Origin of the sequence: Bradyrhizobium sp. SZCCHNS3052 (assembly GCF_032484495.1) — a bacterium.
Lineage (GTDB): Bacteria > Pseudomonadota > Alphaproteobacteria > Rhizobiales > Xanthobacteraceae > Bradyrhizobium.
In genome coordinates, this window is record NZ_JAUETB010000014.1 from 123,855 (window position 1) to 148,918 (window position 25,064).

A 25,064-nucleotide genomic window follows, 5' to 3' on the forward strand; every position below is an offset into this window, starting at 1 on the left:
CATGTCATAGAACCAAGATGCAAGATGATCAAAGCCGGGCTAGAAGGCGGCAATGTGGACAGATCTGAAAGCCCCCTCGCTCACCGACATGGAAGTCATGGCGCACGAGATGTTCGAGCGTCTGCCCGAGCATTTTCGCAGGATGTGCGAGGGCGTCATCATCCGGGTCGACGACTTTCCGACCGAGGAGGTGCTCGACGAGATGCAGTCCGAAAGCGAGTTCGACCTGCTCGGCCTGTTCCAGGGCACGGGACTGCCGTTTCGCAGCAATGACGACCTGCCCCGGCTGCCCAACATGATCTGGCTCTACCGCCGTCCGATCCTCGACTACTGGGCCGAGCACGACGAGAGTCTTGGCCACATCGTCCGCCACGTCCTGATCCACGAGATCGGCCATCATTTCGGAATGTCCGACGACGACATGGAGGCGATCGAGGCGTCCGTCGACTGACGACCCGGCGAGAGCACCGGGATTTTGACTTTATCCGCCCTGCCGTTCGGGCTAAACAGCGGCCTGCCCGTATTCTCGAAGGTGCCCCGATGGACAAGTTCACCACGCTGGAAGGCGTCGCCGCGCCGCTGAAGATCATCAATGTCGACACCGACATGATCATCCCCAAGCAGTACCTGAAGACCATCAAGCGCACCGGCCTCGGCAAGGGCCTGTTCTCGGAGCAGCGCTACAAGGACGACGGCAGCGAGAACCCGGATTTCGTGCTCAACCAGCCGGCCTATCGCAACGCCAAGATCCTCGTCGCCGGCGACAATTTCGGCTGCGGCTCGAGCCGTGAGCACGCGCCCTGGGCGCTGCTCGACTTCGGCATCCGCTGCGTGATCTCGACCTCGTTCGGCGACATCTTCTACAATAACTGCTTCAAGAACGGCATTCTGCCGATCCGCGTGTCGCAGGCCGACCTCGACAAGCTGTTTGACGACGCCGAGCGCGGCGCCAACGCGACCTTGACGGTCGATCTCGCCAACCAGGAGATCCGCGGCCCCGACGGCGGCACCGTCAAGTTCGACATCGACCCGTTCCGCAAGCATTGCCTGCTCAACGGGCTCGACGACATCGGGCTGACGCTGGAGAAGAAGGCGTCGATCGACAGCTACGAGGCCAAGCTGGCCGAGCGCGCCTGGGCCTGAGGCCCGCCGAAGGATGGTGAGTTCGCGGGCCCCGGACCTCGTCCGGGGCCCCGTTTCGAGAGCAGCCCAGCAGGTCCGCCGTTGACGCGCGTATTGCCCGAGGTCGTCACCTTCTGGCGGGGGCCGCTCGACCGCCTGCGCCAGACCTGCCTGCGCTCGCAGCTCGCCGCCGGCCACAAGGTGACGGTCTACAGCTTCGATCCGCTGCCCGGCCTGCCCGACGGCGTCGGCAATGCCGAGGCCGAGGCGGTCCTGCCTTATGCGTTCTCCGAGCGTCTCAGGCCGCCGCAGCCGGACGGCGGCTGGCGCGATTGGACCACCTTGCAGTTCAGCGACTTCTTCCGGATGCGGCTGATGGCACAGCGGGCCGGCCTCTGGCTCGATGCCGACGTGCTGCTGCTCAGGCCGGTCGAGATCGACCCCGCCGTGCCCTATTTCGCCTGGGAGCGGCCGCGGCAGCTCGGCAACTCCGTGCTCTACCTGCCGCCGGAGGATCCGATCGTCGCCGAGTTCGCCGCACTGATGGCGCAGGACGCGCTGACGCCGAACTGGCTTTCGCTGCGTCACCGCCTCACCTTTGCGCTGCGCCGCCTGCGCGGCGGCTCCGACCGCCTCTCGGACATCCGCGTCGCCATCTTCGGCCCTGCCGCGCTGACGGCGCTGGCCCGCCGCCATGGCTCGCTGCACCATGCGCTGCCGAAGCGCAGCTTCTACGCGGTGCATGCCGAGCCGAAGGCGTTCTTCGACCCTTCCGACTTCTCCGGCCTGATCGGCGATCCGGGTGTCATCGGCCTGCACATCTCGCCGAAGGGCCGCGGCGGCGAAGCGCCGATCCCGGGCAGCCTCTATGCCTGGGCGGCCGCACGATTTGCCCCGCGCTGACCTTTCGCCACGCAGCTTTGCGGCCGGCGCAGGACCGATTTGCTGCTTGATCTACCGCAACGTCCGCGCGGCCACCCGGTGATTGATTGCGGGCCATCATCGGAGACGTGTCATGACCGTAGACGCCAAGCCCTATCCGCGGGTTCAGTTCCTGATCGATACGTTCGCGCAATGGCTCCGGCACCGGCGTGAGCTGAGCGAGATCCGGCAGCTGGACCGTGACGATTTCGAGCGTATCGCGATGGACCTCCAGGTCACGCCGGCGGATCTCGATGAGCTGGTCCGCCATGGCGAGCACGCCGCCGACGAGTTGCCGCAGATGCTGAAGGCGCTCGGCATCGACGAGGCCGCGCTGGGGCGCGCCGAGCCGCTGGTGCTGCGCGACATGGAGCGCGTCTGCGCCATGTGCAAGGACAAGCCGCGCTGCCATCGCGATCTTGCCGCCGGGACGAGCGCCGAGCACTACGAGGAATACTGCCTCAACGCCCCGACCATCGACCGCCTGGGCAGCGCCGCGGTCAAGCACTGATCGCCGCCTCCCTCTCACCCAGCGGAGCAATGCGATGAGCCTGCCGAATCTGCACCGCAACACCTGGCTCCATGTCGGCGCCGCGATCCTGCTCGCGCTCGGCGCGATGCTGCTGATCCGGCTGCACAATGCCGGCGGCGTGACGCCGGCCGCCGACAGCGTGCAGGCGGGACGCAAACTGGCGGAGGCTTGGTGCAGCACCTGCCACGCCATCGACACCAGCGGGGCGAGAGCCCAAACCACGACCGCCCCCGATTTCGTCGCGGTCGCCAACATGCCGTCGACGACCGAGCTATCGCTCAAGGTGTTCCTGCAGAGCAGCCACCCGACGATGCCGAACGTCATTCTGACGGCCGAGCAGCGCGGCGACCTCGTCAACTACATCCTCAGTCTCCGCCGCATCTGACGCCTCACTTCGCCACCGCCGCGATCGCATCGGCGATCGCGATCGTGCGTCGCGCCATCTCGGCATGCAGCCGCTCGACCATGCGGCCGTCGATCTGGATCGCGCCGCGCGAGGCATTCTCCGGCAGCTCGAACGCGGCGATGATCTTGCGTGCCGCAGCGACCTCGTCGGCGGGCGGCGTGAAGATCGCGTTGCAGGCGTCGATCTGGCCGGGATGGATCAGCGTCTTGCCATCGAAGCCGAGATCGCGGGTCTGGATGCATTCCTGCGCGAATCCGTCGGTGTTGGCGAAATCGCTGTAAGGCCCGTCCAGAATCTCCAGCCCATGGGCGCGCGTCGCCAGGATGCAGTGGCTGATCATCGGCAGCATCGTGGAGCGGCCCGGCAGCATCCGGATGCGAGTCTCGCGCGAGATGTCGTTGGGTCCGAACACGAAGCCGGCGAGCCGCGAGCCTTCCTCGTGCACGGTGGCCGCGAGCAGATCGGCATCGAGCACCGCACGCGCCGTCTCGATCATCGCCCATACCTTCAGCGCGGGATCGGCGCCGACCTCGGCCAAGCGATCCGTGACCAGGCGAAGGTCCTCGACGGTCGACACCTTGGGAACGAGGATGCCGTCGGTCGCCGCCTGTCCGGCCATGGCGACGTCGTCGCGCCACCACGTCGTATCTAGGCTGTTGATCCGGATCAGCAGTTCCCGCTTGCCGTAGCCGTCGGCCGCCACCGCCTTGGCGATCTGGTCGCGGGCGGCGGCCTTGGCGTCCGGCGCCACCGAATCCTCGAGATCGAGGATCAGCCCGTCGGCCGGCAGGTTCCGCCCCTTCTCCAGCGCGCGCGCATTGGAGCCGGGCATGAACAGGAGACTGCGGCGCGGGCGGATCATTTCGGCGTTTCCCTTGGTTTATCGACGCGGCCCGCGATACCATTTCGGGGGCCGGCCCGAAAGGCTTGTTCCCGGAAGGCGCATGTGTTTAGGCAAGGCCCATGATCTCGTTCCCGCAACGCCTGCTCGAAGGCTATCGCGCCTTCGCCACCCAACGCCTGCCGACCGAACAGAGCCGTTACCTCGAGCTCTCGGAGCGCGGCCAGTCGCCCGAAGTAATGGTGATCGGTTGCTGCGACTCGCGCGTCTCGCCCGAGGTGATCTTCGACGTCGGTCCCGGCGAATTGTTCGTGCTGCGCAACATCGCCAACCTGGTGCCGATCTATCAGCCGGACGCCAACGCGCACGGCGTGTCCGCGGCGCTGGAATATGCCGTCACCGTGCTGAAGGTGAAGCACATCGTCATCCTGGGCCACGCCCAGTGCGGCGGCATCCGCGCCTTCGTCGACAAGGCGGCGCCGCTGTCCCCGGGCGACTTCATCGGCCGCTGGATGTCGATGTTCATCAAGCCCGGCGAGGTCGTCGAACAGCGCACGCATGAGAGTTTCCAAGACTTCGTCACCCGGATCGAGAAGGCCGCGGTGTTCCGCAGCCTCGAGAACCTGATGACCTTCCCATTCGTGCGCAGCCGCGTCGAGGCCGGTGATTTGCAGCTCCACGGCGCCTATTTCGGCGTCTCCGAGGGCTCGCTGTTCGTGCTCGACAAGGCCAGCAAGGAATTCAAGAGTGCGCGCATCGCCGAGTAGCGAAGAGGGGGCAGCGAATAGCTGGGATCTCCATTCGCGGCTCGCCATTCGCTACTCGCCTCTCGTCAATGGTCACCCGACCAGCGGTCCGACAGCGCCAACATCAGGGTCGACACCACGAAGGTCATGTGCACGCCGACCAGCCAGGCGAGCTTGGTCGAGTCGTAGCCGGCGTCGAGATTCATGAACGCCTTCAAGAGCTGGATCGCCGAGATCGCGACGATCGAGGCGAGCAGCTTCTGCTTCAGTCCGGCGAAATCGACCTTGGTCATCCATTCCGGCCAGTCGGGATGGCCGCCGGGATCGATGCGCGAGACGAAGTTCTCATAGCCGGAGAACACCACGATCAGCACCAGGTTGCCGGTCAGGCAGACGTCGATCAGGCTGAGCACGCCGAGGATGATGTCGCTCTCCTTGGCGGTCGGCAGATGGACGATGTTCTCCCACAGCAGCAGCACGAACTTGAACAGCAGAACGACCAGGCTGACGACGAGGCCGACATAGAACGGCGCCATCAGCCAGCGGCTCTTGAACAGGAAGCCTTCGAGCCCGCGCTCGAGCGGACCCGGCGCGTGCCTGGCGGCGTCCGGCGTCGTCTTCTCGCTCATTGCGTTCCGCGCCTCACCCTGACGACGTCTCCGCTCAGGCCGCCTTCTTCTTGGCCGTGATCAGCTTGCGGTTGATCAGGACCTCCGCGATCTGGATCGCGTTCAGCGCCGCGCCCTTGCGCAGATTGTCGGACACGCACCAGAAGGCGAGGCCGTTCTCGACCGTGCCATCCTCGCGGATGCGGCTGATATAGGTCGCGTCCTCACCGGCCGCCTCGTAGGGCGTCACGTAGCCGCCCGGCTCGTGCTTGTCGATGACGAGGCAGCCCGGCGCATTGCGCAGGATGTTGCGGGCCTCGTCCGCCGTGATCGGATTCTCGAACTCGACATTGACGGCTTCGGAGTGACCGACGAACACCGGCACGCGCACGCAGGTCGCGGTCAGCTTGATCTTCGGATCCAGGATCTTCTTGGTCTCCATCATCATCTTCCACTCTTCCTTGGTGAAGCCGTCTTCCATGAAGACGTCGATCTGCGGAATGACGTTGAAGGCGATGCGCTTGGGAAACTTCTTATTAACCAGCTCGTCGTTGGTGTAGACGGCCTTGGTCTGCGAGAACAATTCGTCCATCGCATCCTTGCCGGCGCCGGACACCGACTGATAGGTCGACACCACGACGCGCTTGATCTTGGCCTTGTCGTGCAGCGGCTTCAGCGCGACGACGAGCTGGGCGGTCGAGCAGTTCGGGTTGGCGATGATGTTCTTCTTGTTGAAGCCGGCGGCTGCGTCGGCATTCACCTCTGGCACGATCAGCGGCACGTCGGGATCCATGCGCCAAGCCGACGAGTTGTCGATCACGACAGCGCCGGCGGCGCCGATCTTGGGCGACCACTCCTTCGACACCGAACCGCCGGCCGACATCAGGCAGATGTCGACATCGGCAAAATCGTAGTGCTCGAGCGCTTTGACCTTCAGCGTGCGGTCGCCATAGGACACCTCGACGCCGACGCTGCGGCGTGAGGCCAGCGCCACGACCTCGTCGGCGGGGAACTGGCGCTCGTCGAGAATATTGAGCATTTCCCGTCCGACATTGCCGGTCGCGCCGACCACTGCGACTTTGTAACCCATCGTTCACTCTCCGAAGAAATATGGCCGGCCGCGCATGTCAGCGGAAACCGAAGCGGCAGCGCTTCTATGCGAGAAACGTCCCTGACACAACGTTACCACGACGTCTCGCATTCGATGCAGTCCAATTCGGCCAGAACAGCCGCAGCGCCCCGATCCGGGTCCGTCCTGCAAGGGCTCAAGAGCTTCGCGGACGAGGTCTGCGGCACCTTTGCGCGCCTGTTCGCCTATGTGGGGGCTCTGGCGCTGATCGCCATGCTCGGAGTCGCCGGCTGGAACCATCTCGACGACGGCGACGCTTTGCCCGGCCGCGCCGGCTGGACCTTGGCCGACGCCGCAGTGCCGGCGTTCTCGCTTCGTCTCACCGACCAGCCCGACAGGACCGCCACCTACACCGTGCTCATCCACCCGGAAGGCGGCCGCAAGGACGTGTTGCGCTGGGGCGAACCCGCCGATCGCCCCGCTGCCGAGCTCGAGGTCTACCGGTTCGGATCGGAGCGCGATGCAAGGCATGATCCCCGGGCCGATCTCGCGGTCCGGATGGGGCGCAACTCCGCCTCCGAGCTCGAGACCGCCGGCGTGATCGACAGCCGGTTCGGCCCCGTCAGTCTGGTTCGCCGGGCTGGGGCTCCCGAGGGCGCCGGAGCCTGCCTCGGCTTTCTCAAGACCATCGCCGAGCCGAGCTTGCGGATCTCCGGCTGGTCGTGCCAGGGCGTGACGATGCCGATGCGCCGCGCCATGGTCGGGTGCATGCTCAACCGGCTGACCCTGCTGGCGCCCGACCAGCACCGGGCCCTGAGCCAGCTGTTCATGGGGTCCGATCAGCGGCGCGGCGGCTGCGACGAACCCGCCATCGCCAGCGGCAGCGCCGATTGGGTGACGTCGACCGCCAATCCGAGGCTGCGCGGCGCCTTGTGAATGTCTGCCTGCGTCCGGATGTTGCTGGGCGTGACCGCGCCCAATTCGGGCGTCCACATCGGCAGCCAAGTGACGGATATTGATGCAACTTTCCCGCCACAGCAGGGATTTATCTTGCCCGTCGCCGCGGGAATGACCTTGTGATGCCACAGCCGACCCAGATATTGTGCGGGCCAAATCATGCGCATGGCGAGCGCCCGCCCCTTTTGGCGCGAGGAAGAGGACGTGATGATCGAATTTCCTGCTGCGACCCGGGTCATGGCCTTGGCGGTGATCGCCGCGACGGGCCTTGCCGTCACGTCTCTTGCCGCCACCTCGGCGGATGCCGCCACCACCAAGCGCCGCGTGACGACCACCTATAGCAGCGGCAATCCGAACTATTCCTACCAGTCCGGCCCGCGCACCCGCATCTACATCACCCGCCGCTCGTTCCTCGACGGCGGCACCGAGGTGCTCCCGGGCGACCGCAAGTTCTCGGATTACGCGTTCCCGCCGGCCGTCGGCTATCCGTCGTTCGCCCGCGAGAACCTGAACCGCCCGATCGACCGTCAGCCGCTGATGGCGCCGTCCGATCTCGGTGGCTATCCGACCCGGATTCCGATCCCCTACTGAGGGCGGCCGCATCGTCAGATCATCAAGGCCGGGCCCCGCCCGGCTTTTTGTTGTTTTGCCGCGCTGACGTTCCATCGCGTCGTCATCGATCATGAGCTGGTCACTGCTCGATTTCGAACGTGTGAGACGACCGTTCGGAGACATGGCTGACACATCGCTACACGCCGATGGAGGCCAGCCTGCTCCACCCCTCAGTGTCATCCCGGCGAACGCCGGATCCATAACCACCGGCCGGCATGCCCCCCCGGTCTCATCGCTCCAGCGTGCCTCACACCCATGTCGGGGAGTCTGGGTCCCGGCGTTCACCGGGACGACACCGGAATTTTCGGCACGACTGGTCATCCTCGCACCCGCTTTCGCGTCCGAGTCTTTACTCGTCTGATCGCCCTCTCCTTGCAGAGGGCGCAGGGAAGGCCGGGCCTCGGCTGAGGCCCGTGGCCCCCGTGCGGAAAAAATGCACGGGGCAGGAACCACAGGTACAGCCGGATCGACCCGGCCTTCCCTGCGCGATGGTTTTCACGCTTACTCTACGCTCTCCCCGGTGTCCGGCCTGTTAGCCACCGTCGTCGTCGGGATCATCGCCCTTCCGACTTGGCGCCAGCATCGGGGCGCCAGGACCACGCAGCTTCACGTCCGCAAGAGCCTCGTTCGTCCGCATGTCCCTAGGACATGCTGCGAGCCCTCGCGGCCACCGCATTCCCGCCTCACGCCTCGTGACGATCGCGAAACGTCCCTCGCAAGCGAAGCGGGATGGAGGGAGAAGACCATGGATTCTGGAAAAACGAAAGTGGAATTTTTGGCGGAGGCCGACTGGTCAAGCGGAGGAGATTGAAATCGCGGGCGAAATAAGTTCTTCGCCGCGAAGGGAATAGAGCCACGGGACGACCGGCAACCTCCGTCAATCGCCATCGATCGCACCCGAGAGCTGATCCGATTTGCCCGACGAGCAGTCGCGACAAGCAAGCGTGCGAGTTGGCCACTCCGTCATGCCCGGGCTTGTCCCAGGCATCCACGTCCTTCCCAGGATGCCTCGCGACGTGGATGGCCGGGACGAGCCCGGCCATGACGACGCGGAGATGGACCGCCACAAACTCAGATCATCATATGCGATCGCCCGGCCCGACCTCGCACCGGTCTCAATCGTACAGCACAGCCGCGATCTTCGGGTCGGTGATGTTGGACTTGTCGTACCAGTAGAAGCCGGTGTCGGTGACCTTCGGCAGCTTCTCGCCCTTCAACGCCTTGACCGCTGACTCCACGGTGCAACTGCCGATGCCGATCGGATTCTGCGTGATGGCGCCGGCCATCTCGCCCGACATGATCGCGGCCTTCTGCTGCTTGCCGGAATCGTAGCCGATCACGACGATCTTCTTCTTCATCTCCTTGACGCCGTTGAGCACGCCGATCGCCGAGCCCTCATTGGCGCCGAAGATGCCCTTGAGATTCGGATTGGCCTGCAGGATCGACTTGGTGATCTCGGTCGATTTGAGCTGATCGCCGCCGCCGTACTGCACGCTGACGATCTTGATGTTCGGATGCTTGTCCTTGACGCGCTTGAGGAAGCCGTCGCGACGGTCGATGCCGGTGCGGCTGGTCTGGTCGTGCACGACCACGGCGACGTCGCCGGCATCGCCGATCATGTCGGCCATCTTGTCAGCGGCGAGGCCCGCCGCGGCGAGGTTGTCGGTGGTGCAGGTGGTCAGCGGAATGTCGCTGTCGACGCCGGAGTCGAAGGCGATCACCGGGATCTTGGCGGCTTGCGCCTTCTTCAGGAGCGGAATGGCGGCCTTGGAATCGAGCGCGGCGAAGCCGATCGCCTGCGGCTTCTTGGCGAGCGCCGCGGAGAGCATGTCGATCTGCTTGTCGACCATGGCCTCGGTTTCCGGTCCTTCGAAGCTGATCTTGACGTTGGCGGCCTTCGCGGCCTGCTCGGCGCCGAGCTTCACCGCCTGCCAGAACTGGTGCTGGAAGCCCTTGGAGACGAGGGGGATGTAGACATCATCGGCACGCGCGCTCGCGGACACTCCCGCGACCATGAGGGCGCCGAGCGCGACGCCGAGGAGATGCTTGCTCAACATTGGTGTTTCCTCTGCTCTCTTCAGTGACCTTGTCGTTACAGTGATGATCGTGGTCGTCGCCGCTCGCTGTCGGCGGGCAGCGCAGTCTTCAGCGCGACGTCGGAGCGGTGCTGGTCGCTGGTCCTCCTTGAAGGGTCAGGCGCGGTTTCGACGGAGCATGTCGGCGTAAACAGCGAGAATGATGATGACCCCGGTGACGACGAATTGCCATTCCTGGGCCACCGAGAGGATGCGCAAGCCGTTGGTCAGAACGCTCATGATGAAGGCCCCGATGATGGTGCCGAGAATGGTGCCGGTGCCGCCGCTCAGCGACGTGCCGCCGATCACGACGGCAGCGATCGCATCGAGCTCATAGCCCTGGCCGAGCGCCGGCTGGGCGGAATTGATGCGCGACGCGATCAGCAGTCCCGCGACTCCGCAGATGGCGCCGCCGAGGCCGTAGATGATGATCTTCCAGCGGTCGACATTGACGCCGGAGAGCCGCACCGCCTCCTCGTTGCTGCCTATCGCGAAAGTGTAGCGGCCGAGCGCGGTGCGGTTGAGAACGACGGAGGCCAGCACCGCCATCACGAACAGGATCAGGGCTGCATTGGGAATCGGCAGCGCCGGCACGAGCGTGCCGAGCAGCGAGTCCTGCGAGATCATCGAGAAGTTCTCGGTGTTGGTGAAATAGATCGGCTTGCTGCCGGAGACGACCAGGGCCAGCCCCTTCAGCACCAGCATCATGCCGAGCGTCGCGATGAACGGCGGCACCTTCATCTTGGTGATGACCGTGCCCGACAGCGCGCCGCTGAGCGCGCCGGTCACGATCGCCGCGACGATGCCGGTCCACATCGGCAGCTCCCAATAGGTGAGGAACACGCCGGCCATCACCGCGCAGAAGGTCATCAGCGTGCCGACCGACAGATCGATGCCGGCGGTGATGATCACGAAGGTCGAGGCGATCGCCAGCACGCCGTTGACCGCGGTCGCCTGCAGGATGTTGATCATGTTGTCGGTCTGCATGAACGCCGGCGAGGCGAAGCTGAAATAGGCCAGCAGCAGCACGAGGCTCGCGAACGCCAGCAGCTTCTGCAGCGCTGCAGGCCCGAGCAGACGGCGCCGCAGCGCGGCCATCGCGCCGCTCGGCGCGAGGCCATCCTTGACCTGATCCTTGACCAATGCGGGGTCGCTCATGCCGTCAGCCTGCCTTCATGGTTTCGCGCTGGGTGGCCAGATGCATGATCCGCTCCTGCGTGGCCTCGTCCGGCGACAATTCGCCGGTGATGCGGCCCTCGCACATCACGACGATGCGGTCGCTCATCCTGATCACCTCGGGAAGCTCCGAGGAAATCATGACGATCGCCTTGCCCTGGTCGGCCAGCGCGCGCAGCAGGCGGTAGATCTCGTTCTTGGCGCCGATGTCGATGCCGCGCGTCGGCTCGTCGAAGAACAGGATGTCGCAATCGCGATCGAGCCATTTGGCGATCACGATCTTCTGCTGGTTGCCTCCGGATAGCAGGCGAACCTGCTGCGACGCCGAAGGCGTGCGGATGTTCAGCATCCGGATGAAGCGGCCGGCGGTGTCGCGGATCGCGCGCTTCCTGAGCATGAACTTCATTGCAAGGTAGTTCGCGAGGTTCGACATCACGACGTTGGACTCGACGTCCATGCCGGTGGCGAGGCCGAAGCGCTTGCGGTCCTCGGAGAGATAGCCGATGCCGTGGGCGACCGCATGCGCCGGCGAGCGGATCGTCACCTTGCGATTGTCGACGAGAATATCCCCGGACGGAACGGCGTCGGCGCCGAAGATCGCGCGCGCGACCTCGGTGCGGCCGGCCCCCATCAGGCCGGCAAAGCCGAGGATCTCGCCCTTGCGCAGGGTGAAGCTGACGTCGCGGACCAGCGGCCCGCAGTTGAGCCCGCGCACCTCCAGCGCGATCGCGCCGACGGGCTGCGTGCCCGCGACGCGCGCGTCGCCCAAGGTGCGGCCCACCATCATGCCGATGATGGTCTCGATCGTGGTGGTCTCGGCCGGCACCGTCGCAACATACTCGCCGTCGCGCAGCACGGTGACGCGATCGGCGATCTGCTTCAGCTCGTCCATCTTGTGGGAGATGTAGACGATGCCGACGCCGCGTGCCTTCAAGGCGCGGATCATCTTGAACAGCTCGGCGATCTCGCGATTGTTCAGCGCGGCGGTCGGCTCGTCCATGATCAGAACGCGCGAGTTGAACGACAGCGCCTTGGCGATCTCCACCATCTGCTGCCTAGCCACCGTCAGCCCGCCGACTGTCGTGCGCGGGTCGATCGACAGATTGAGCTGGGCAAGCAGCTCGGCCGCCTGCCGGTTGAGCCGGTCCTCATCGAGCAGCAGCCCGAACGCCTTCATCGGCTCGCGCCCGATGAAGATGTTCTGCGCCACCGTGAGGTGGTTCATCAGTTGCAGCTCCTGATGAATGATCCCGATGCCGGCGGCCTGCGCCTCGCGCGGTCCTGGAAAATCGACGCTGGCGCCATCATAGAGGATCTCGCCGGAGTCCTTGCGGTAGACGCCGGCGAGGATCTTCATCAGGGTCGACTTGCCGGCGCCGTTCTCGCCCATCACGGCATGGACCTCGCCGGCGCGCAGCTCGAACCTGACATTGTGCAGCGCCCGGACGCCGGGAAAGCTCTTGCACAGGCCGTGAACGGAGATGAGCGGCGCAGTCATGCGTCAGCGTTTGTGGTGAGGGAGGTTGCGTACAATCGCCACGGGGCGGTGGTCGCGACATTGGCGACGACACCATGCACGGCGAGCGACATATCGCATCGCAAGCGCGATCACATTCATCCTCCCCGGCCCTCGCACGCATCATGTCGAACGCGTGCGAGCCCGCGTCCATTCAATGGCGCGGCGTTGGGGTCAGGCTATTCATCCGGGGATGAAAGTCTATAGGTAAAATCGACAGGCCTTGCGATGCGCCTGCAGGACGCGACCGCGGAATAGCGACGACGCGCCCGGTGGCGCGATCGAACACGTCGTGCGTTGAATTTGCGCTATCTCGACAACGACGGTGAGCCCCCCTCCCCGCAAGGGGGAGGGGAGTGCACCTTCGGCGCGGCGGAACCTCGGCTCCGACTACGCCGTGAGCTTCTCCAGCTCCTTGATGATCGCCTCGCCCATCTGCGCGGTCGAGGCCGGGGTCGAGCCTTCGGCCTTGATGTCGGCGGTGCGCAGGCCCGAGGCGAGCACGGCGGCGATGGCGGCGTCGAGCTTGTCGGCGAGCGCGCCCATGTCGAAGGAGTAGCGCAGCGCCATGCCGAACGACGTCAGCATCGCGATCGGGTTGGCGAGACCCTTGCCGGCAATGTCCGGCGCCGAGCCGTGCACCGGCTCGTACAGCGCGCGGCGCTTGTGGGTCTTGGCGTCGACCTCGCCGAGCGAGGCGGACGGCAGCATGCCGAGTGAGCCGGTCAGCATCGCCGCGATGTCCGAGAGCATGTCGCCGAACAGGTTGTCGGTGACGATGACGTCGAACATCTTCGGATACTTGACCAGATTCATGCCGCCGGAATCGGCGAGCTGGTGCTCGAGCGTGACGTCCTTGTATTCGCGATTGTGGACCGCGGTGACGACCTCGTTCCAGAGCACGCCCGACTTCATGACGTTGCGCTTCTCCATCGACGTCACCTTGTTGCGGCGCTTGCGCGCGAGGTCGAAGGCGACGCGGGCGATGCGCTCGATCTCATAGGTGTCGTAGACCTGGGTATCGACGGCCCGCTTCTGGCCATTGCCGAGATCGGTGATGGTCTTGGGCTCGCCGAAATACACGCCGCCGGTGAGCTCGCGCACGATCATGATGTCGAGGCCCTCGACGATCTCGCGCTTCAGGCTGGAGGCATCGGCGAGCGCCGGATAGCACACGGCCGGACGCAGATTGGCGAACAGGCCGAGATCCTTGCGCAGGCGCAGCAGCCCCGCCTCGGGCCGGACCTCATAGGGAACGCCGTCCCACTTCGGACCGCCGACGGCGCCGAAGATGATCGCATCCGCCGCCTTGGCCTTGTCCATGTCGGCTTCCGAGATCGAGGCGCCGTGGGCGTCATAGGCGGCGCCGCCGACCAGCCCGTCCTCGGTCTCGAACGAGGCCAGCCCCTTGGCGTTGAGCCAGCCGATCAGCCGCTTCACCTCCGCCATCACTTCGGGGCCGATGCCGTCGCCGGGCAGCAAAAGGAGCTTCTGGGTCGCCATGGTCGTTGTCCTCACGGGGCTTGTCATGCCGGGGCCTGAGCCCGGACATCCGTCATCTTTTGGTTGGATTGCCGGCTCGCCCCGATGGGTCGGGGACAGCAGCCCGGCAATGACGAGAGTTGCAAAATCGGCGGAGTGCTAAAGCGCTCCTGCGCGGTTGGCAAGCCACCATTGCCGCCGCCCGCCTTCTGTAGCGCCGGGCAAGGCTGTACTGTGCTCGAAACTGGCGGCCGAGCAGCATGATTTGCCGGATATGCGCCACGCCGGAGCATGTCTTGCCGATCTCCCGTTCCGATCCGCCGCCGGCCCACCCGGCGCTGACCAACCTCACGCTGTCGCTCGGTCCCATCATCGGTCTCGGCATCGGCCGCTTCGCCTATGCGCTGGTGCTGCCGGACATGCGCGACACGCTGCACTGGTCGTATTCGGCGGCCGGCTTCATGAACACGGTCAATGCCGCCGGCTATCTGATCGGGGCGTTGATCGCCGCGCAGACGGCCCGGCGGTTCGGCGGGCTGACCGCGGTGCGCGGCGGCACGCTGGCGGCTTTGGTCTCTCTCGTCGTCTGCGCCATGACGGGCGACTTCATTGCGCTCAGCCTGGCGCGGCTCGTGACCGGCATCGGCGCCGGCGTGGCGCTGGTGGCCGGCGGCGCGGTGGCGGCGCGGGTCGCCTTGGCGCGGCCGGCGCAGGCGAGCTTCGTGCTGAGCCTGTTCTATGCCGGGCCGCCGCTCGGCATCGTCATCTCAGGCCTGATCGCGCCGTTCGTGCTGCAGGCGTTCGGGCCCGGCTCATGGTGGATCGTGTGGGCGGTGCTCGCAGGCGCCGGCGCAATGCTGATCGTGCCGCTGCTGCTGATGCGGCTTCCAGCGAACGCCGCCATGCCGGAGACGCGCGCGGACCGCGTCTCGCTGCGGCCGATGGCGATCTATCTGTTCGGCTACTTCCTCTACGGCGCGGGCTACATCGCCTATCTCACCTTCATGATCGCCTATGTCCGCGACCTCGGCGGCGGCGCCGCGGCGCAATCCGGCTTCTGGTGCCTCATTGGCCTCGCCGGCTTCACCACGCCCTGGGTGTGGCGGCGCGTGCTGGCGCTCGATCGCGGCGGCTGGCCCACCGCCCTCATCCTCACCATCAACGCGATCGGCGCCGCCCTGCCCTCGCTCAGCCATTCGCCCGTCATGCTGACCTTGTCGGCCGCAGTGTTCGGCATCGCGTTCTCGACGGTGACGACCGCGACGACGGCCTTCGTGCGCTTCAACCTGCCGCAAGCCGCTTGGCCGCGCGCGATCGCGGCGCTGACCATCTCGTTCGGCGTCGGCCAGACGTTGGGTCCGTTCGCCGTCGGCGCGATCACCGATGCGATGGGGAGTCTGACCTATGCGTTGAATGTGTCGGCGGCGCTGTTGCTGTTGGGCGCGGCAATGGCGGCGCTGCAGGGGAAGTTGAAGCGCGCCGATCGAGCCTGATCGACGGTGTCGTCCCTGCGAACGCAGGGACCCCTACCGCGGACGCTATCGAGGGATCTGGCTGGTAGTTGCCTGCCTCATCACGGCCGGTGGTTATGGGTCCCTGCGTTCGCAGGGACGACAGCGGATATTGCGGCCGCCATCCGGGCTCGATTGGCGGGAGATCAACTCCCGCTGAACGAATTGTACCCCTGGTCCTCCCAGTAGCCGCCCTTGTAGTCGTTGGTGACTTCCATCGCGACGACGTATTTGGGGTTCTTGAAGCCGAGCTTGGTGGGCACGCGGATCTTCATCGGGTAGCCGTAGGCGCGCGGCAGGATCTGGTCGGCGAACTTGAAGGTCATCTGGGTCTGCGGATGCAGCGCGGTGCGCATGTCCAAAGGCGAGTTGTAGCCGTCCTTGTCGGCGCAGTTGAACCAGACATATTTCGCACGCGTGTCCGCGCCGATCAGCTTGAGGAAGTCGCGCAGCGGCGTGCCGGTCCAGGAGCCGATCGCGCTCCAGCCCTCGACGCAGATGTGGCGCGTGATCTGCGTCACCTGGGGCAGCGCCTGCAGCTCGTCGAGCGTCCACGACTTCTTGTTGTCGACGAGGCCGCGCACCTCGAGCTTCCAGTCGACGGCGTCGATCTCCGGCGCCTCGTCGAGCGTGTAGTAGGCATTGAACGGGAACGGCTTGGTGATCGCGCTCTCCGGGAAGGTCGGCGCCAGCGCATCCGGATTGAACATCCATGCCTGCACCGCGTCGTTGAACTTCGAGACCTTCTTGAGCAGCTCCTCGGCGGTGTCGCCGTCGACGACGTCGCAGCCGGCGAGCAAGGTCAGCGCGCCGAGGCTGGCGCCGCCGGTGATGAAGCGGCGCCGCGTGAGATCGGGCATCACCTTCAGCGAGTCCTTGATCAGGAGCCGCTTGTCGACGCCGGGAATGAGGAACGGACGTTTCGCCATGGTTGTCTCTCCTCTCAGCGGCCGATGATCATCGCGCGCAGGCTCTTCGGCACCAGCAGCGCGAGCAGGATGTGGATCACCAGGAAGGCGCAGATCAGCGCCATGCAGACGAAATGGACGTAGCGCGCCGCCGGATAGTCGCCGAACAGGCTCACCAGCCAGTGCAGCTGCACCGGCTTCCACATCGACAGGCCCGTGAGCACGACGACGATGCCGACGCAGATGATGCCGAGATAGAGCAGCTTCTGCACCGCGTTGTAGACGGTGAGGTCGTCATGGGCGAGCTTGAACGTCAGCGCGGCCTTGAGGTCGGCGACGACGGACGCCGGCGAGATCGGCAGCAGCTTGCGGCGGAACCGGCCGGTGGCCAGACCGGTGACGAGATAGGCAAGGCCGTTCAGCATCAGCAGCCACATTGCCGCGAAGTGCCACAGCAGCGCGCCGCCGAGCCAGCCGCCGAGCGTGAAGCTGCGGTCGAAGCGGAAGTCGAACAGCGGCGAGGCATTGTAGATCTGCCAGCCCGACATGATCATCATGATCATTGCGACGGCGTTGATCCAATGCATGACGCGCACCCAGGCCGGCTGAACGACCTTGGTCGCGACTCCGGTTACAGCTCCCCCGGTCGCCGCGAGGGTCGAGGGGGCGCTGGTGGTGGCGCTCGTCATGGCGGTCGGCTCCGTCGCTTGCATTTACGTCGCTTGCATTCGTCACGCCAAGTATACGCCGGCTCGGCGGGCTCCGTTACACCCGCGGCGCCGATCAAAACGATACGCAGAAACTATCGCGTTCACAAAAAAGCGAGCCGGGGGTGGCCCGGCTCGCTCCTGGTCACATCCGCGAGGAGGAGGAGGAAGAAACGGATGTGTCCGGTGTCGCGCCGGGCCTCAGGACGCCGGCATCAGCACGGTGTCGACCACGTGGATGACGCCGTTCGACTGGTTGACGTTGGGGATCGTCACCATCGAGGTGCCGCCCTTGGCGTCGACGATCATGACGTTCTTGCCCTCGCGCTTGACGGTGAGCTGCTCGCCCTCGACCGTCTTAAGCATCTGGCCGTCCTTCAGGTCGGACGCCTCGAGCTTGCCGGGCACGACGTGATAGGTGAGGATCTTGGTCAGCGTCGCCTTGTTCTCCGGCTTGACGAGGCTGTCGACGGTGCCTGCCGGCAGCTTGCCGAACGCGGTATTGGTCGGCGCGAACACCGTGAACGGTCCCTTGCCTTCCAGCGTCGGCACGAGGCCGGCGGCCTTCACCGCGGCGACCAGCGTCGTATGATCCTTCGAGTTGACCGCGTTCTGCACGATGTTCTTCGACGGATACATCGCCGCGCCTCCGACCATCACGGTCTTCTCCTCGGCGCTGGCGGGCGCGACGAAGGTCGAGGTCAGCGACAGCGCGCTGAAGGCGGCGGCAGCGAGAAAGGCAATGCGCTTGGACATGGGTAGCTCCCTATGAAAGGCGGCGGCAGAGCCGCGTGATGAGTTCGACTGCGACACCGATGCTGATCTTGAGCGGATGCGCTCTTGCGTCGTGTCAGGCCGAGCTACGCCGCGTTCGGAAGCGAGTTTCGGCGCATAATTTAACGTGATCCGTGAAACCTGCGGCGATCGAGATCGTCTCGCCGACTCATTGAACGAGATCCGCGCCGCATTGTCGCAGCCTGCTGCGAACTGATCAGCTCTCTGTCGGTCATTGGCCGACGCCGATGACCGATCATCGTCGCCATTAACTACAATGCGAGCCGAGCCCGGCCGAACCTGCCGAAAACATTGCGAGTAAGACTTTCTTAAGGTTGATTGGTCGGCACGGCGCCGGCTGCGGGAAGGGGATGTCCTGCACTGTCCGGCGCGATCGGCGGGGGTTTCCTACAGTGAACAGAACGATCTGGATTGCGGGGTTCTGCCTCGTGATAATCTGCTGCTTGCTTGCAACGAAGATGGTGCTTGCCGCGGTATCGCCCGGCGACATCGCGGGCGAAGCGACGTCGTCGCTGATCCGCGAGCCCATTCCCGGCGTTGATACGTTGAACGAGTCCGATCGCAGTTTCGAAACACCGCCGCTCGATCTCAACGAAGGCGCGCGGCTGCCGCTGCTCTCGCGGGCCGTGCGCGCGGAGGGACGTGGTGCGTCGGCTGCCCGCCGCGCCAAGCCGGCCAGCAAGTCGACCGTGCTGCGGCCGGCCAAGCGCGAGGCCGCGCCGGTGAAGAGCGCGGCGGCGCCGTGCCGGCAGCTCGATCCGATCGCCCGCTTCCTTGCGTCGGCCAAGATCGGGCCGCGCTGCCAGGCTTGATGAATTGCGGCGTCAGGCCGAGACCGCCGTCACCACCTGCGCCAGCAATTGCTCGCGCCGCGTCTGCGAGCGCTGGCCCTTCATGGTGGCGGCGAAGCGTTCGAGAATGCCGTCCTCGAACGCCGTGACGATGGTGTCGTGCACGTAGCTCTTGCGGCAGATCGCCGGCGTGTTGGTGAGTTCGTCGGCGGCGGCGCGGATCGCTTCCAGGATCTGCTTCTTGCGACCGCGCGCGCTCGCCGCCGGCGTGATCCGCGACAAGGTCTCCAGCGCCACGGCGGAGGCCATCAGCGTGCGGAAATCCTTCAGCGAGATCTTGATGCCGGCGATCTCGCGCAGGAAGGCGTTGACCTGTGTGGTCGAGACCGCGCGCACCACGCCCTGGGCGTCGCGGTATTGGAACATGCGACGGCCGGGCACGCCGCGCAAAATGCCGACGGCCCGCACCAGCTTGGCGGCGTCGCATTCCTTGCGCACGGCCTTGCCGCCCTTGGCCTTGAAGGTCAGCACCAGGGAGTCATCCTCGAGCGTGACGTTCGACTTCAACAGTGTGGTGGCGCCGCGCGTGCCGTTCAGCCGGGCATAGGACTCGTTGCCGGGGCGAATGGCCGTGCGCGCGATCAGCTCGATGACAGCAGCGAGCGCGAACTCGCGCGTCGGCTGGTCGCCGGCGAGATGTTTCGACACCGCGCGACGGATGCGCGGCAGCGCGCCGACCAGCTTGGCGAGGCGATGCGCCTTGCGATGCTCGCGCACCTTCTCCCAGTCGGCGTGATAGCGGTATTGCAGCCGGCCGGCGGCATCGACGCCAACCGCCTGCAGATGCAGGTTCGGATCGGGGGCGTAGCGCACCTCGCGATAGGCCGGCGGCACCGCCATCGCATGCAGGCGGCGGATGGTGCCGGCGTGGCGGATCGGGGTGCCGTTGGCGCGGATGAAGGTATAGCTCTTGCCCCGCCTGATGCGGCGGATGGTCAGCGCGGTCTGGTCGCCGAGCTTCAGCCCGATGCGCTTGGCGAGTTCCTCGACCGAGGTCTTGGCATTGCCTTGCGCGTCGGCGGTCTTGGCGTGGGCCAGATCCTTCAAGCTCAGCTTGCGGCGCGGCGGCTTGGGCGGCCACTGGCCCAGCGCTTTCGCGAGCGCGACCTCGGGATCGGCCGGGCCGACCCGTGGGCTCTCGAAATTCTGCTGGTCCATCATTGCTTTAGACGCCCTGCCGTCGTTTTCATCCGCTCAATGCCCCGGAGTCCGGTTTGGTTCCGGCCGGGTTATCCACAGCTTCAAGGCGATTTAGGGCGTGACGGGCCGGATAGCGAGTCCCTAATTTTGGGCAAAGCGGTTTCAAAATACCGGTACGCGCCCCGATTCCGGGTAACCTTGATGCTGCAGACTGTAGCGACCTCCGAGGCGCGGCCGGCGCACGCAACCTCCGCGCACAATTCTTTGATCCTGCTCAGACCGCCTCCCCGCCGAAGGTCCTACTTGTCTTGCCTTGTCGCCGCCGGTTACGCGGACGCATAGTGGGAACAACGATGGCCTGCGCGGGATCGACGGCAGGCCGCATGTGGAGGGTGTGAAATGTCCGAGAAGATCTACGACGTTCCGGCCGAGTGGGCGAAACGCGCCTTTGTCGACGACGCGAAGTACCAGGAGATGTACGCGCGCTCGATCAAGGACCCCAACGGCTTCTGGGCCGAGCAGGCCAGGCGCGTCGATTGGGTCAAGGCGCCGACGAGAATCGAGAACGTCTCCTACGCACCCGGCAACATCTCGATCAAATGGTTCGAGGACGGCGTCCTCAACGCCGCCTATAACTGCATCGACCGCCATCTCGCCACCCGCGGCGACCAGACCGCGATCATCTGGGAAGGCGACGACCCCTCGCAGTCGAAGCACATCACCTATCGCGAGCTGCACGACGAGGTGTGCAGGATGGCCAACATCCTGCGCAACCGCAACGTCAAGAAGGGCGACCGCGTCACCATCTATCTGCCGATGATCCCGGAGGCCGCCTATGCGATGCTGGCCTGCGCCCGCATCGGCGCCATCCACTCGGTGGTGTTCGCCGGCTTCTCGCCGGACTCGCTCGCCCAGCGCATCAAGGACTGCGATTCCAAGATCATCATCACCGCCGACGAGGGCCTGCGCGGCGGCCGCAAGGTGCCGCTCAAGGCCAATGTCGACGCAGCGCTGAACAAGGTCGACAATGTCGACTGGGTCGTCGTGGTCAAGCGCACCGGCGGCAAGATCGAGATGAATCCGAGCCGCGACCTCTGGTACCACGAGGCCGCCGAGATGGTGACCACCGAATGCCCGTGCGAGCCGATGAATGCGGAGGATCCGCTGTTCATCCTCTACACCTCGGGCTCGACCGGCCAGCCCAAGGGCGTGCTGCACACCACCGGCGGCTATCTCGTCTACGCCGCGATGACGCATCAATACGTGTTCGACTATCACGAGGGCGACGTCTACTGGTGCACCGCCGACGTCGGCTGGGTCACCGGTCACAGCTACATCCTCTATGGGCCGCTGGCCAATGGCGCTGTCACGCTGATGTTCGAAGGCGTGCCGAACTATCCGGACAATTCGCGGTTCTGGAACGTCATCGACAAGCACAAGGTCAACATCTTCTACACCGCGCCGACCGCGATCCGCGCCCTGATGCAGGGCGGCGACGGACCGGTGAAGAAGACCTCGCGCGCGTCTCTGCGCCTGCTCGGCTCGGTCGGCGAGCCGATCAATCCGGAAGCCTGGGAGTGGTATCACCGCGTCGTCGGCGACGACCGCTGCCCGATCGTCGACACCTGGTGGCAGACCGAGACCGGCGGCATCCTGATCACGCCGCTGCCGGGCGCGACCCGGCTGAAGCCGGGCTCGGCGACGCGGCCGTTCTTCGGCGTCGTGCCCGAGATCGTCGATGCCGACGGCAAGACGCTGGAGGGCGCGACCGAGGGCAATCTCTGCCTCACCCGCTCCTGGCCGGGCCAGATGCGCACGGTGTATGGCGACCATGCCCGGTTCGAGATGACCTACTTCTCGACCTACAAGGGCAAGTACTTCACCGGCGACGGCTGTCGCCGCGACGCCGACGGCTATTACTGGATCACCGGCCGCGTCGACGACGTCATCAACGTCTCCGGCCACCGCATGGGAACGGCCGAGGTGGAAAGCGCGCTGGTTGCCCATCCCAAGGTGTCGGAAGCCGCCGTGGTCGGCTATCCCCACGACATCAAGGGCCAAGGCATCTACGCCTATGTCACCCTGATGGCCGGCGAGCAGCCGACCGAGGAGCTGCGCAAGGAGCTCGTCGCCTGGGTGCGCAAGGAGATCGGCCCGATCGCCTCGCCCGACCAGATCCAGTTCGCCCCCGGCCTGCCCAAGACCCGCTCCGGCAAGATCATGCGCCGCATCCTGCGCAAGATCGCCGAGGACGAGCCGGGCGCGCTGGGCGACACCTCGACCCTTGCCGATCCCGGCGTGGTCGATGATCTCGTCCAGCACCGGCAGAACCGCAAGGAGAAGCAGGCGTAAGCACGCCGTGCCCCGCGGGCGCCAAGCGCGTTCGCCGCAATCGTCAAGTCTCATCGCACTCCCGCGGCTGATTCCGCGGGAGTGTTGTTTTCAGGTCATTTACTCGCAGACGGAGTTTTCCTTTCCTCATGCGATCTGCGTGCTCCCGGCCGGGGAGCAGGCGCCGCGGAACCGGCTGAGGGGATGACCATGCGGACTGGGGCGGTCAGGTTGACACTGAAGGCGGCGATGCTGGCCGCGTCGGTGATCGGAACCATGGTCACGACGGCCGGCTCTGCGTCGGCCCGTCCCGAGTTGGTCGCCGTCGCCGGCGACTTTTCGCCGGGCACCATCGTCGTGAGGACCGGCGAGCGGAAACTCTATCTCGTGCTCGATGGCAGCCACGCCTTGCGCTACACGGTCGGCGTCGGCAAGGCCGGCCGGCAATGGGCCGGCACCACCAAGATCGACGGCAAGTACAAGAATCCGGCCTGGGCTCCGCCCGCCGACGTCAAGCGCGACAAGCCGGAGCTGCCGGACGTCATTCCCGGCGGCTCGCCGCGCAATCCGATGGGCGTTGCCGCCTTGACGCTCGCCGGCGGCGAATATGCGATCCACGGCACCAACGTGCCGAATTCGGTGGGCGGCTACGTGTCCTACGGCTGCATCCGCATGCTCAACCCGGATATCACCGACCTCTACGAGCGCGTGTCGATCGGCACGACGGTGGTGGTCACGCGCTGAGTCACCGTTGCGATACGGGAGTGCGGCGAACGCGGGACCGGCAACCCCGGCGCCGAACAACGCAAGCCGCGCGCCGAGATCCCGTCAGAAGTCCGAGATGATTCCCTTTCTCTCCCAGTCGCCGTACCGGGTCGGCTCCGGCCCTTTCGGCCCCTGCAGTTCTTTCGGCACCGGCTTCGCCTGCTCGGCCGCCAGACGGCGGCGCTCCTCGGCTTCGGCGAGCGCGCGTTGCGCAGCCGGCGAAAGCGGCTTGCGCGGCGCTTCGTTGCTGGCGACCACCGACAATGCGGGCCTGGTCTCAGGCCCGCTCTTGGACTCGCTCTTGGGCTCGTTACTCATCGTACCATTCCACCGTTGAACCGGTTCGTTCCCGACCTCATCAGATCGTGTGCCCACCCATGAAAAAACAGGGCTAATAAAAGCAGAGCCGATTCTTACATTTGGCATATTCCGGTGACAGAGGACCCGCAAGCTGATGGCATGCACCCGATGGTCGCGGAACTGCCTTTCTTCTTTCGCGAGTAATTCCCAGGCATGCCTCCGCCGCGTTTTGCGACCCCTTCCGAAGTCCCAGGCCTGGCGGCACGGCGCATCGCCGCCGACGTGGTTGACGGCGTGCTGCACAAGCATCGCACCCTCGACGATCAGCTCGACGGGACCGGCGCACATCCCGGACTGAAGCATCTGGCCGACCGCGACCGCGCGCTGATGCGCCGGCTGGTCGCCACCACCTTGCGGCGGCTTGGAACGCTCGGTCACGTGCTGTCGCGGCTGCTGGATCGCGGCGTGCCGACCGACGCGCCGCGGGCGCAGAGCGCGCTGCTGATCGGCGCCGCCCAGATCCTCTGGATGGACGTTCCTGACCACGCCGCCGTCGACCTCTCCGTCCGCCTGGTGCAGGCCGACCGCCGCGCCGCGAAATATGCCGGGCTCGTCAACGCGGTGCTGCGGCGCTGCGCGCGCGAGGGCGCAACCCTGCTCGACGATGCCGCCGGTCAGCCGCTCGACATCGCGCCCTGGCTGCTCAAGCGCTGGATCGATCATTATGGCGAAGCGACCGCCAGGGACATCGCCGCGGCGCTCGGCCAGGAGCCGTCGCTCGACCTCACGGTGAAGTCGGACCCGGCGCAATGGGCGTCGCGGCTGCATGGCGAGGTGCTGTCGACCGGCACCGTGCGCACCGTACTGCATGGTTCGGTGACGGTGCTGCCGGGCTTCGCCGAGGGACAATGGTGGGTGCAGGACGCCGCCGCCGCCTTGCCTGCGCGCCTGCTCGGCAACATCAGCGGCAAGGCCGTCGCCGACCTCTGCGCGGCGCCAGGCGGCAAGACGGCTCAGCTCGCCCATGCCGGCGCCCGCGTCACCGCGGTCGACCGGTCGCCGGCCCGGATGAACCGGCTGAGGGACAACATGACCCGGCTGCAGCTGACCGCCGAGACGGTCGTGGCCGACGCCGCCGAATGGCAGCCCGCCGACAGCGGCGGCTTCGACGGCCTGCTGCTCGATGCGCCCTGCACCTCGACCGGCACGATTCGGCGTCATCCCGACGTCGGCTGGTTGCGCAGCGAGGCCGACATCGCCGCGTTGTCGGGCTTGCAGGCGCGGCTGCTGACCAGGGCGGGCAGCCTGATCAAGCCGGGCGGAACCCTGGTCTACTGCACCTGTTCGCTGGAGCCCGAGGAGGGCGAGCAGGTGGTCGAGCGCGTGCTGGCCGAATCCACCGAGCTGCGCCGCATCCCCGTCACCGCCGGCGAGGTGGCGGGACTGGCCGAGCTGGTCACTCCGGCCGGCGACCTGCGCACGCTGCCCTGCCATTTGCCGCACCAGGACCCCCGGCTCGGCGGTCTCGACGGTTTTTATGCGGCGAGACTGGAGCGGCGGCCGTGAGCGTGCCATCGTGTGCCGTGCGCCGGCCCTGCGTCGGTCGGGCTTTAGGGGCGTCGGCGTTGCCGTTAGTCCGTTAAATCCTGATTTTGCACCAGATTCTGGTCCCGCGATGGTGCTGCACCGGGGC

At 66.0% G+C, this 25,064-nt stretch carries 25 protein-coding genes; 13 read left to right on the plus strand and 12 right to left on the minus strand.

Going from position 1 to position 25,064, the window contains the following annotated elements; genetic code table 11:
* Window positions 1–52: 52 nt before the first annotated feature.
* The 5 genes from QX073_RS30100 to QX073_RS30120 all read left to right on the plus strand — a co-directional run bounded on the left by QX073_RS30100 (window position 53) and on the right by QX073_RS30120 (window position 2,960).
* Entirely contained in the window at window positions 53–451 is a 399-nt protein-coding gene (locus tag QX073_RS30100) for a metallopeptidase family protein (protein ID WP_316169953.1), read from the plus strand.
* An 89-nt stretch (window positions 452–540) separates the two neighbouring features.
* Window positions 541–1,143: a 3-isopropylmalate dehydratase small subunit gene (gene leuD / locus QX073_RS30105; protein WP_315715892.1), complete on the plus strand. Its 603-nt coding sequence runs from the start codon at window positions 541–543 to the stop codon at window positions 1,141–1,143.
* 81 nt (window positions 1,144–1,224) lie between these two features.
* Window positions 1,225–2,025 (plus strand): hypothetical protein, encoded by an 801-nt coding sequence (locus QX073_RS30110; RefSeq protein WP_315715891.1) that lies wholly within the window; start codon window positions 1,225–1,227, stop codon window positions 2,023–2,025.
* A gap of 112 nt (window positions 2,026–2,137) precedes the next feature.
* Window positions 2,138–2,554 (plus strand): DUF6455 family protein, encoded by a 417-nt coding sequence (locus tag QX073_RS30115; protein ID WP_315715890.1) that lies wholly within the window; start codon window positions 2,138–2,140, stop codon window positions 2,552–2,554.
* Window positions 2,555–2,588: 34 nt separating this feature from the next.
* A complete protein-coding gene (locus QX073_RS30120; RefSeq protein ID WP_315715889.1) occupies window positions 2,589–2,960 on the plus strand; it encodes a cytochrome c in 372 nt (123 codons plus the stop codon).
* Window positions 2,961–2,964: 4 nt separating this feature from the next.
* Here the strand turns inward: QX073_RS30120 and QX073_RS30125 are convergent, their stop codons facing one another.
* On the minus strand, window positions 2,965–3,843 hold the full coding sequence (locus QX073_RS30125) for a CoA ester lyase (protein ID WP_316226826.1): 879 nt from the start codon (window positions 3,841–3,843) through the stop codon (window positions 2,965–2,967).
* A 101-nt stretch (window positions 3,844–3,944) separates the two neighbouring features.
* Between QX073_RS30125 and QX073_RS30130 the strand changes: the two genes are divergently transcribed.
* Complete coding sequence (locus QX073_RS30130) at window positions 3,945–4,589, plus strand: carbonic anhydrase (RefSeq protein WP_316186216.1); 645 nt, start codon at window positions 3,945–3,947, stop codon at window positions 4,587–4,589.
* 65 nt (window positions 4,590–4,654) lie between these two features.
* Here the strand turns inward: QX073_RS30130 and QX073_RS30135 are convergent, their stop codons facing one another.
* Entirely contained in the window at window positions 4,655–5,197 is a 543-nt protein-coding gene (locus QX073_RS30135; protein ID WP_315715886.1) for a TIGR00645 family protein, read from the minus strand.
* A 34-nt stretch (window positions 5,198–5,231) separates the two neighbouring features.
* Window positions 5,232–6,266: an aspartate-semialdehyde dehydrogenase gene (locus QX073_RS30140; protein ID WP_315715885.1), complete on the minus strand. Its 1,035-nt coding sequence runs from the start codon at window positions 6,264–6,266 to the stop codon at window positions 5,232–5,234.
* A 114-nt stretch (window positions 6,267–6,380) separates the two neighbouring features.
* On the opposite strand from QX073_RS30140, the gene QX073_RS30145 reads away from it, so the two are divergent.
* Both QX073_RS30145 and QX073_RS30150 read left to right on the plus strand, forming a co-directional pair.
* Window positions 6,381–7,181, plus strand: coding sequence for a hypothetical protein (locus tag QX073_RS30145; RefSeq protein WP_315715884.1), 801 nt, complete (start codon window positions 6,381–6,383; stop codon window positions 7,179–7,181).
* A 228-nt stretch (window positions 7,182–7,409) separates the two neighbouring features.
* Window positions 7,410–7,793, plus strand: coding sequence for a hypothetical protein (locus QX073_RS30150; protein ID WP_315715883.1), 384 nt, complete (start codon window positions 7,410–7,412; stop codon window positions 7,791–7,793).
* Between the two features lie 1,136 nt (window positions 7,794–8,929).
* On the opposite strand, the gene QX073_RS30155 is transcribed toward QX073_RS30150, so the two are convergent.
* The 4 genes from QX073_RS30155 to leuB form a co-directional block, all read right to left on the minus strand.
* Window positions 8,930–9,871, minus strand: a complete 942-nt coding sequence (locus tag QX073_RS30155) for an ABC transporter substrate-binding protein (protein WP_316226827.1) — start codon at window positions 9,869–9,871, stop codon at window positions 8,930–8,932.
* Between the two features lie 135 nt (window positions 9,872–10,006).
* Window positions 10,007–11,047: an ABC transporter permease gene (locus QX073_RS30160; RefSeq protein ID WP_315825755.1), complete on the minus strand. Its 1,041-nt coding sequence runs from the start codon at window positions 11,045–11,047 to the stop codon at window positions 10,007–10,009.
* A gap of 4 nt (window positions 11,048–11,051) precedes the next feature.
* On the minus strand, window positions 11,052–12,563 hold the full coding sequence (locus QX073_RS30165; RefSeq protein ID WP_316194681.1) for a sugar ABC transporter ATP-binding protein: 1,512 nt from the start codon (window positions 12,561–12,563) through the stop codon (window positions 11,052–11,054).
* Between the two features lie 408 nt (window positions 12,564–12,971).
* A complete protein-coding gene (gene leuB / locus QX073_RS30170; RefSeq protein WP_315750601.1) occupies window positions 12,972–14,084 on the minus strand; it encodes a 3-isopropylmalate dehydrogenase in 1,113 nt (370 codons plus the stop codon).
* A gap of 275 nt (window positions 14,085–14,359) precedes the next feature.
* Between leuB and QX073_RS30175 the strand changes: the two genes are divergently transcribed.
* Window positions 14,360–15,556, plus strand: a complete 1,197-nt coding sequence (locus tag QX073_RS30175) for a YbfB/YjiJ family MFS transporter (protein ID WP_315825753.1) — start codon at window positions 14,360–14,362, stop codon at window positions 15,554–15,556.
* Between the two features lie 164 nt (window positions 15,557–15,720).
* On the opposite strand, the gene QX073_RS30180 is transcribed toward QX073_RS30175, so the two are convergent.
* The 3 genes from QX073_RS30180 to QX073_RS30190 all read right to left on the minus strand — a co-directional run bounded on the left by QX073_RS30180 (window position 15,721) and on the right by QX073_RS30190 (window position 17,945).
* Window positions 15,721–16,503: a molybdopterin-dependent oxidoreductase gene (locus QX073_RS30180; protein ID WP_316226828.1), complete on the minus strand. Its 783-nt coding sequence runs from the start codon at window positions 16,501–16,503 to the stop codon at window positions 15,721–15,723.
* Window positions 16,504–16,517: 14 nt separating this feature from the next.
* Window positions 16,518–17,171 (minus strand): cytochrome b/b6 domain-containing protein, encoded by a 654-nt coding sequence (locus tag QX073_RS30185; RefSeq protein WP_315750598.1) that lies wholly within the window; start codon window positions 17,169–17,171, stop codon window positions 16,518–16,520.
* Window positions 17,172–17,390: 219 nt separating this feature from the next.
* A complete protein-coding gene (locus QX073_RS30190; protein WP_315715875.1) occupies window positions 17,391–17,945 on the minus strand; it encodes a fasciclin domain-containing protein in 555 nt (184 codons plus the stop codon).
* 482 nt (window positions 17,946–18,427) lie between these two features.
* Between QX073_RS30190 and QX073_RS30195 the strand changes: the two genes are divergently transcribed.
* Entirely contained in the window at window positions 18,428–18,796 is a 369-nt protein-coding gene (locus tag QX073_RS30195; RefSeq protein WP_316167795.1) for a hypothetical protein, read from the plus strand.
* A gap of 12 nt (window positions 18,797–18,808) precedes the next feature.
* Here QX073_RS30195 and QX073_RS30200 read toward each other — a convergent pair whose 3' ends face one another.
* On the minus strand, window positions 18,809–19,996 hold the full coding sequence (locus tag QX073_RS30200) for a DNA topoisomerase IB (protein ID WP_315750595.1): 1,188 nt from the start codon (window positions 19,994–19,996) through the stop codon (window positions 18,809–18,811).
* 378 nt (window positions 19,997–20,374) lie between these two features.
* Between QX073_RS30200 and acs the strand changes: the two genes are divergently transcribed.
* The gene (gene acs / locus QX073_RS30205; protein WP_316173411.1) at window positions 20,375–22,327 is read left to right on the plus strand and encodes an acetate--CoA ligase; all 1,953 of its coding nucleotides are present in this window, start codon (window positions 20,375–20,377) and stop codon (window positions 22,325–22,327) included.
* Window positions 22,328–22,555: 228 nt separating this feature from the next.
* Window positions 22,556–23,050: a L,D-transpeptidase gene (locus QX073_RS30210; protein WP_409998633.1), complete on the plus strand. Its 495-nt coding sequence runs from the start codon at window positions 22,556–22,558 to the stop codon at window positions 23,048–23,050.
* An 84-nt stretch (window positions 23,051–23,134) separates the two neighbouring features.
* Here the strand turns inward: QX073_RS30210 and QX073_RS30215 are convergent, their stop codons facing one another.
* Complete coding sequence (locus QX073_RS30215) at window positions 23,135–23,389, minus strand: DUF1674 domain-containing protein (protein WP_316226830.1); 255 nt, start codon at window positions 23,387–23,389, stop codon at window positions 23,135–23,137.
* A gap of 195 nt (window positions 23,390–23,584) precedes the next feature.
* Here QX073_RS30215 and QX073_RS30220 point away from each other — a divergent pair, with 195 nt between their 5' ends.
* Window positions 23,585–24,937, plus strand: coding sequence for an RsmB/NOP family class I SAM-dependent RNA methyltransferase (locus tag QX073_RS30220; protein ID WP_316226831.1), 1,353 nt, complete (start codon window positions 23,585–23,587; stop codon window positions 24,935–24,937).
* Window positions 24,938–25,064 lie beyond the last annotated feature (127 nt).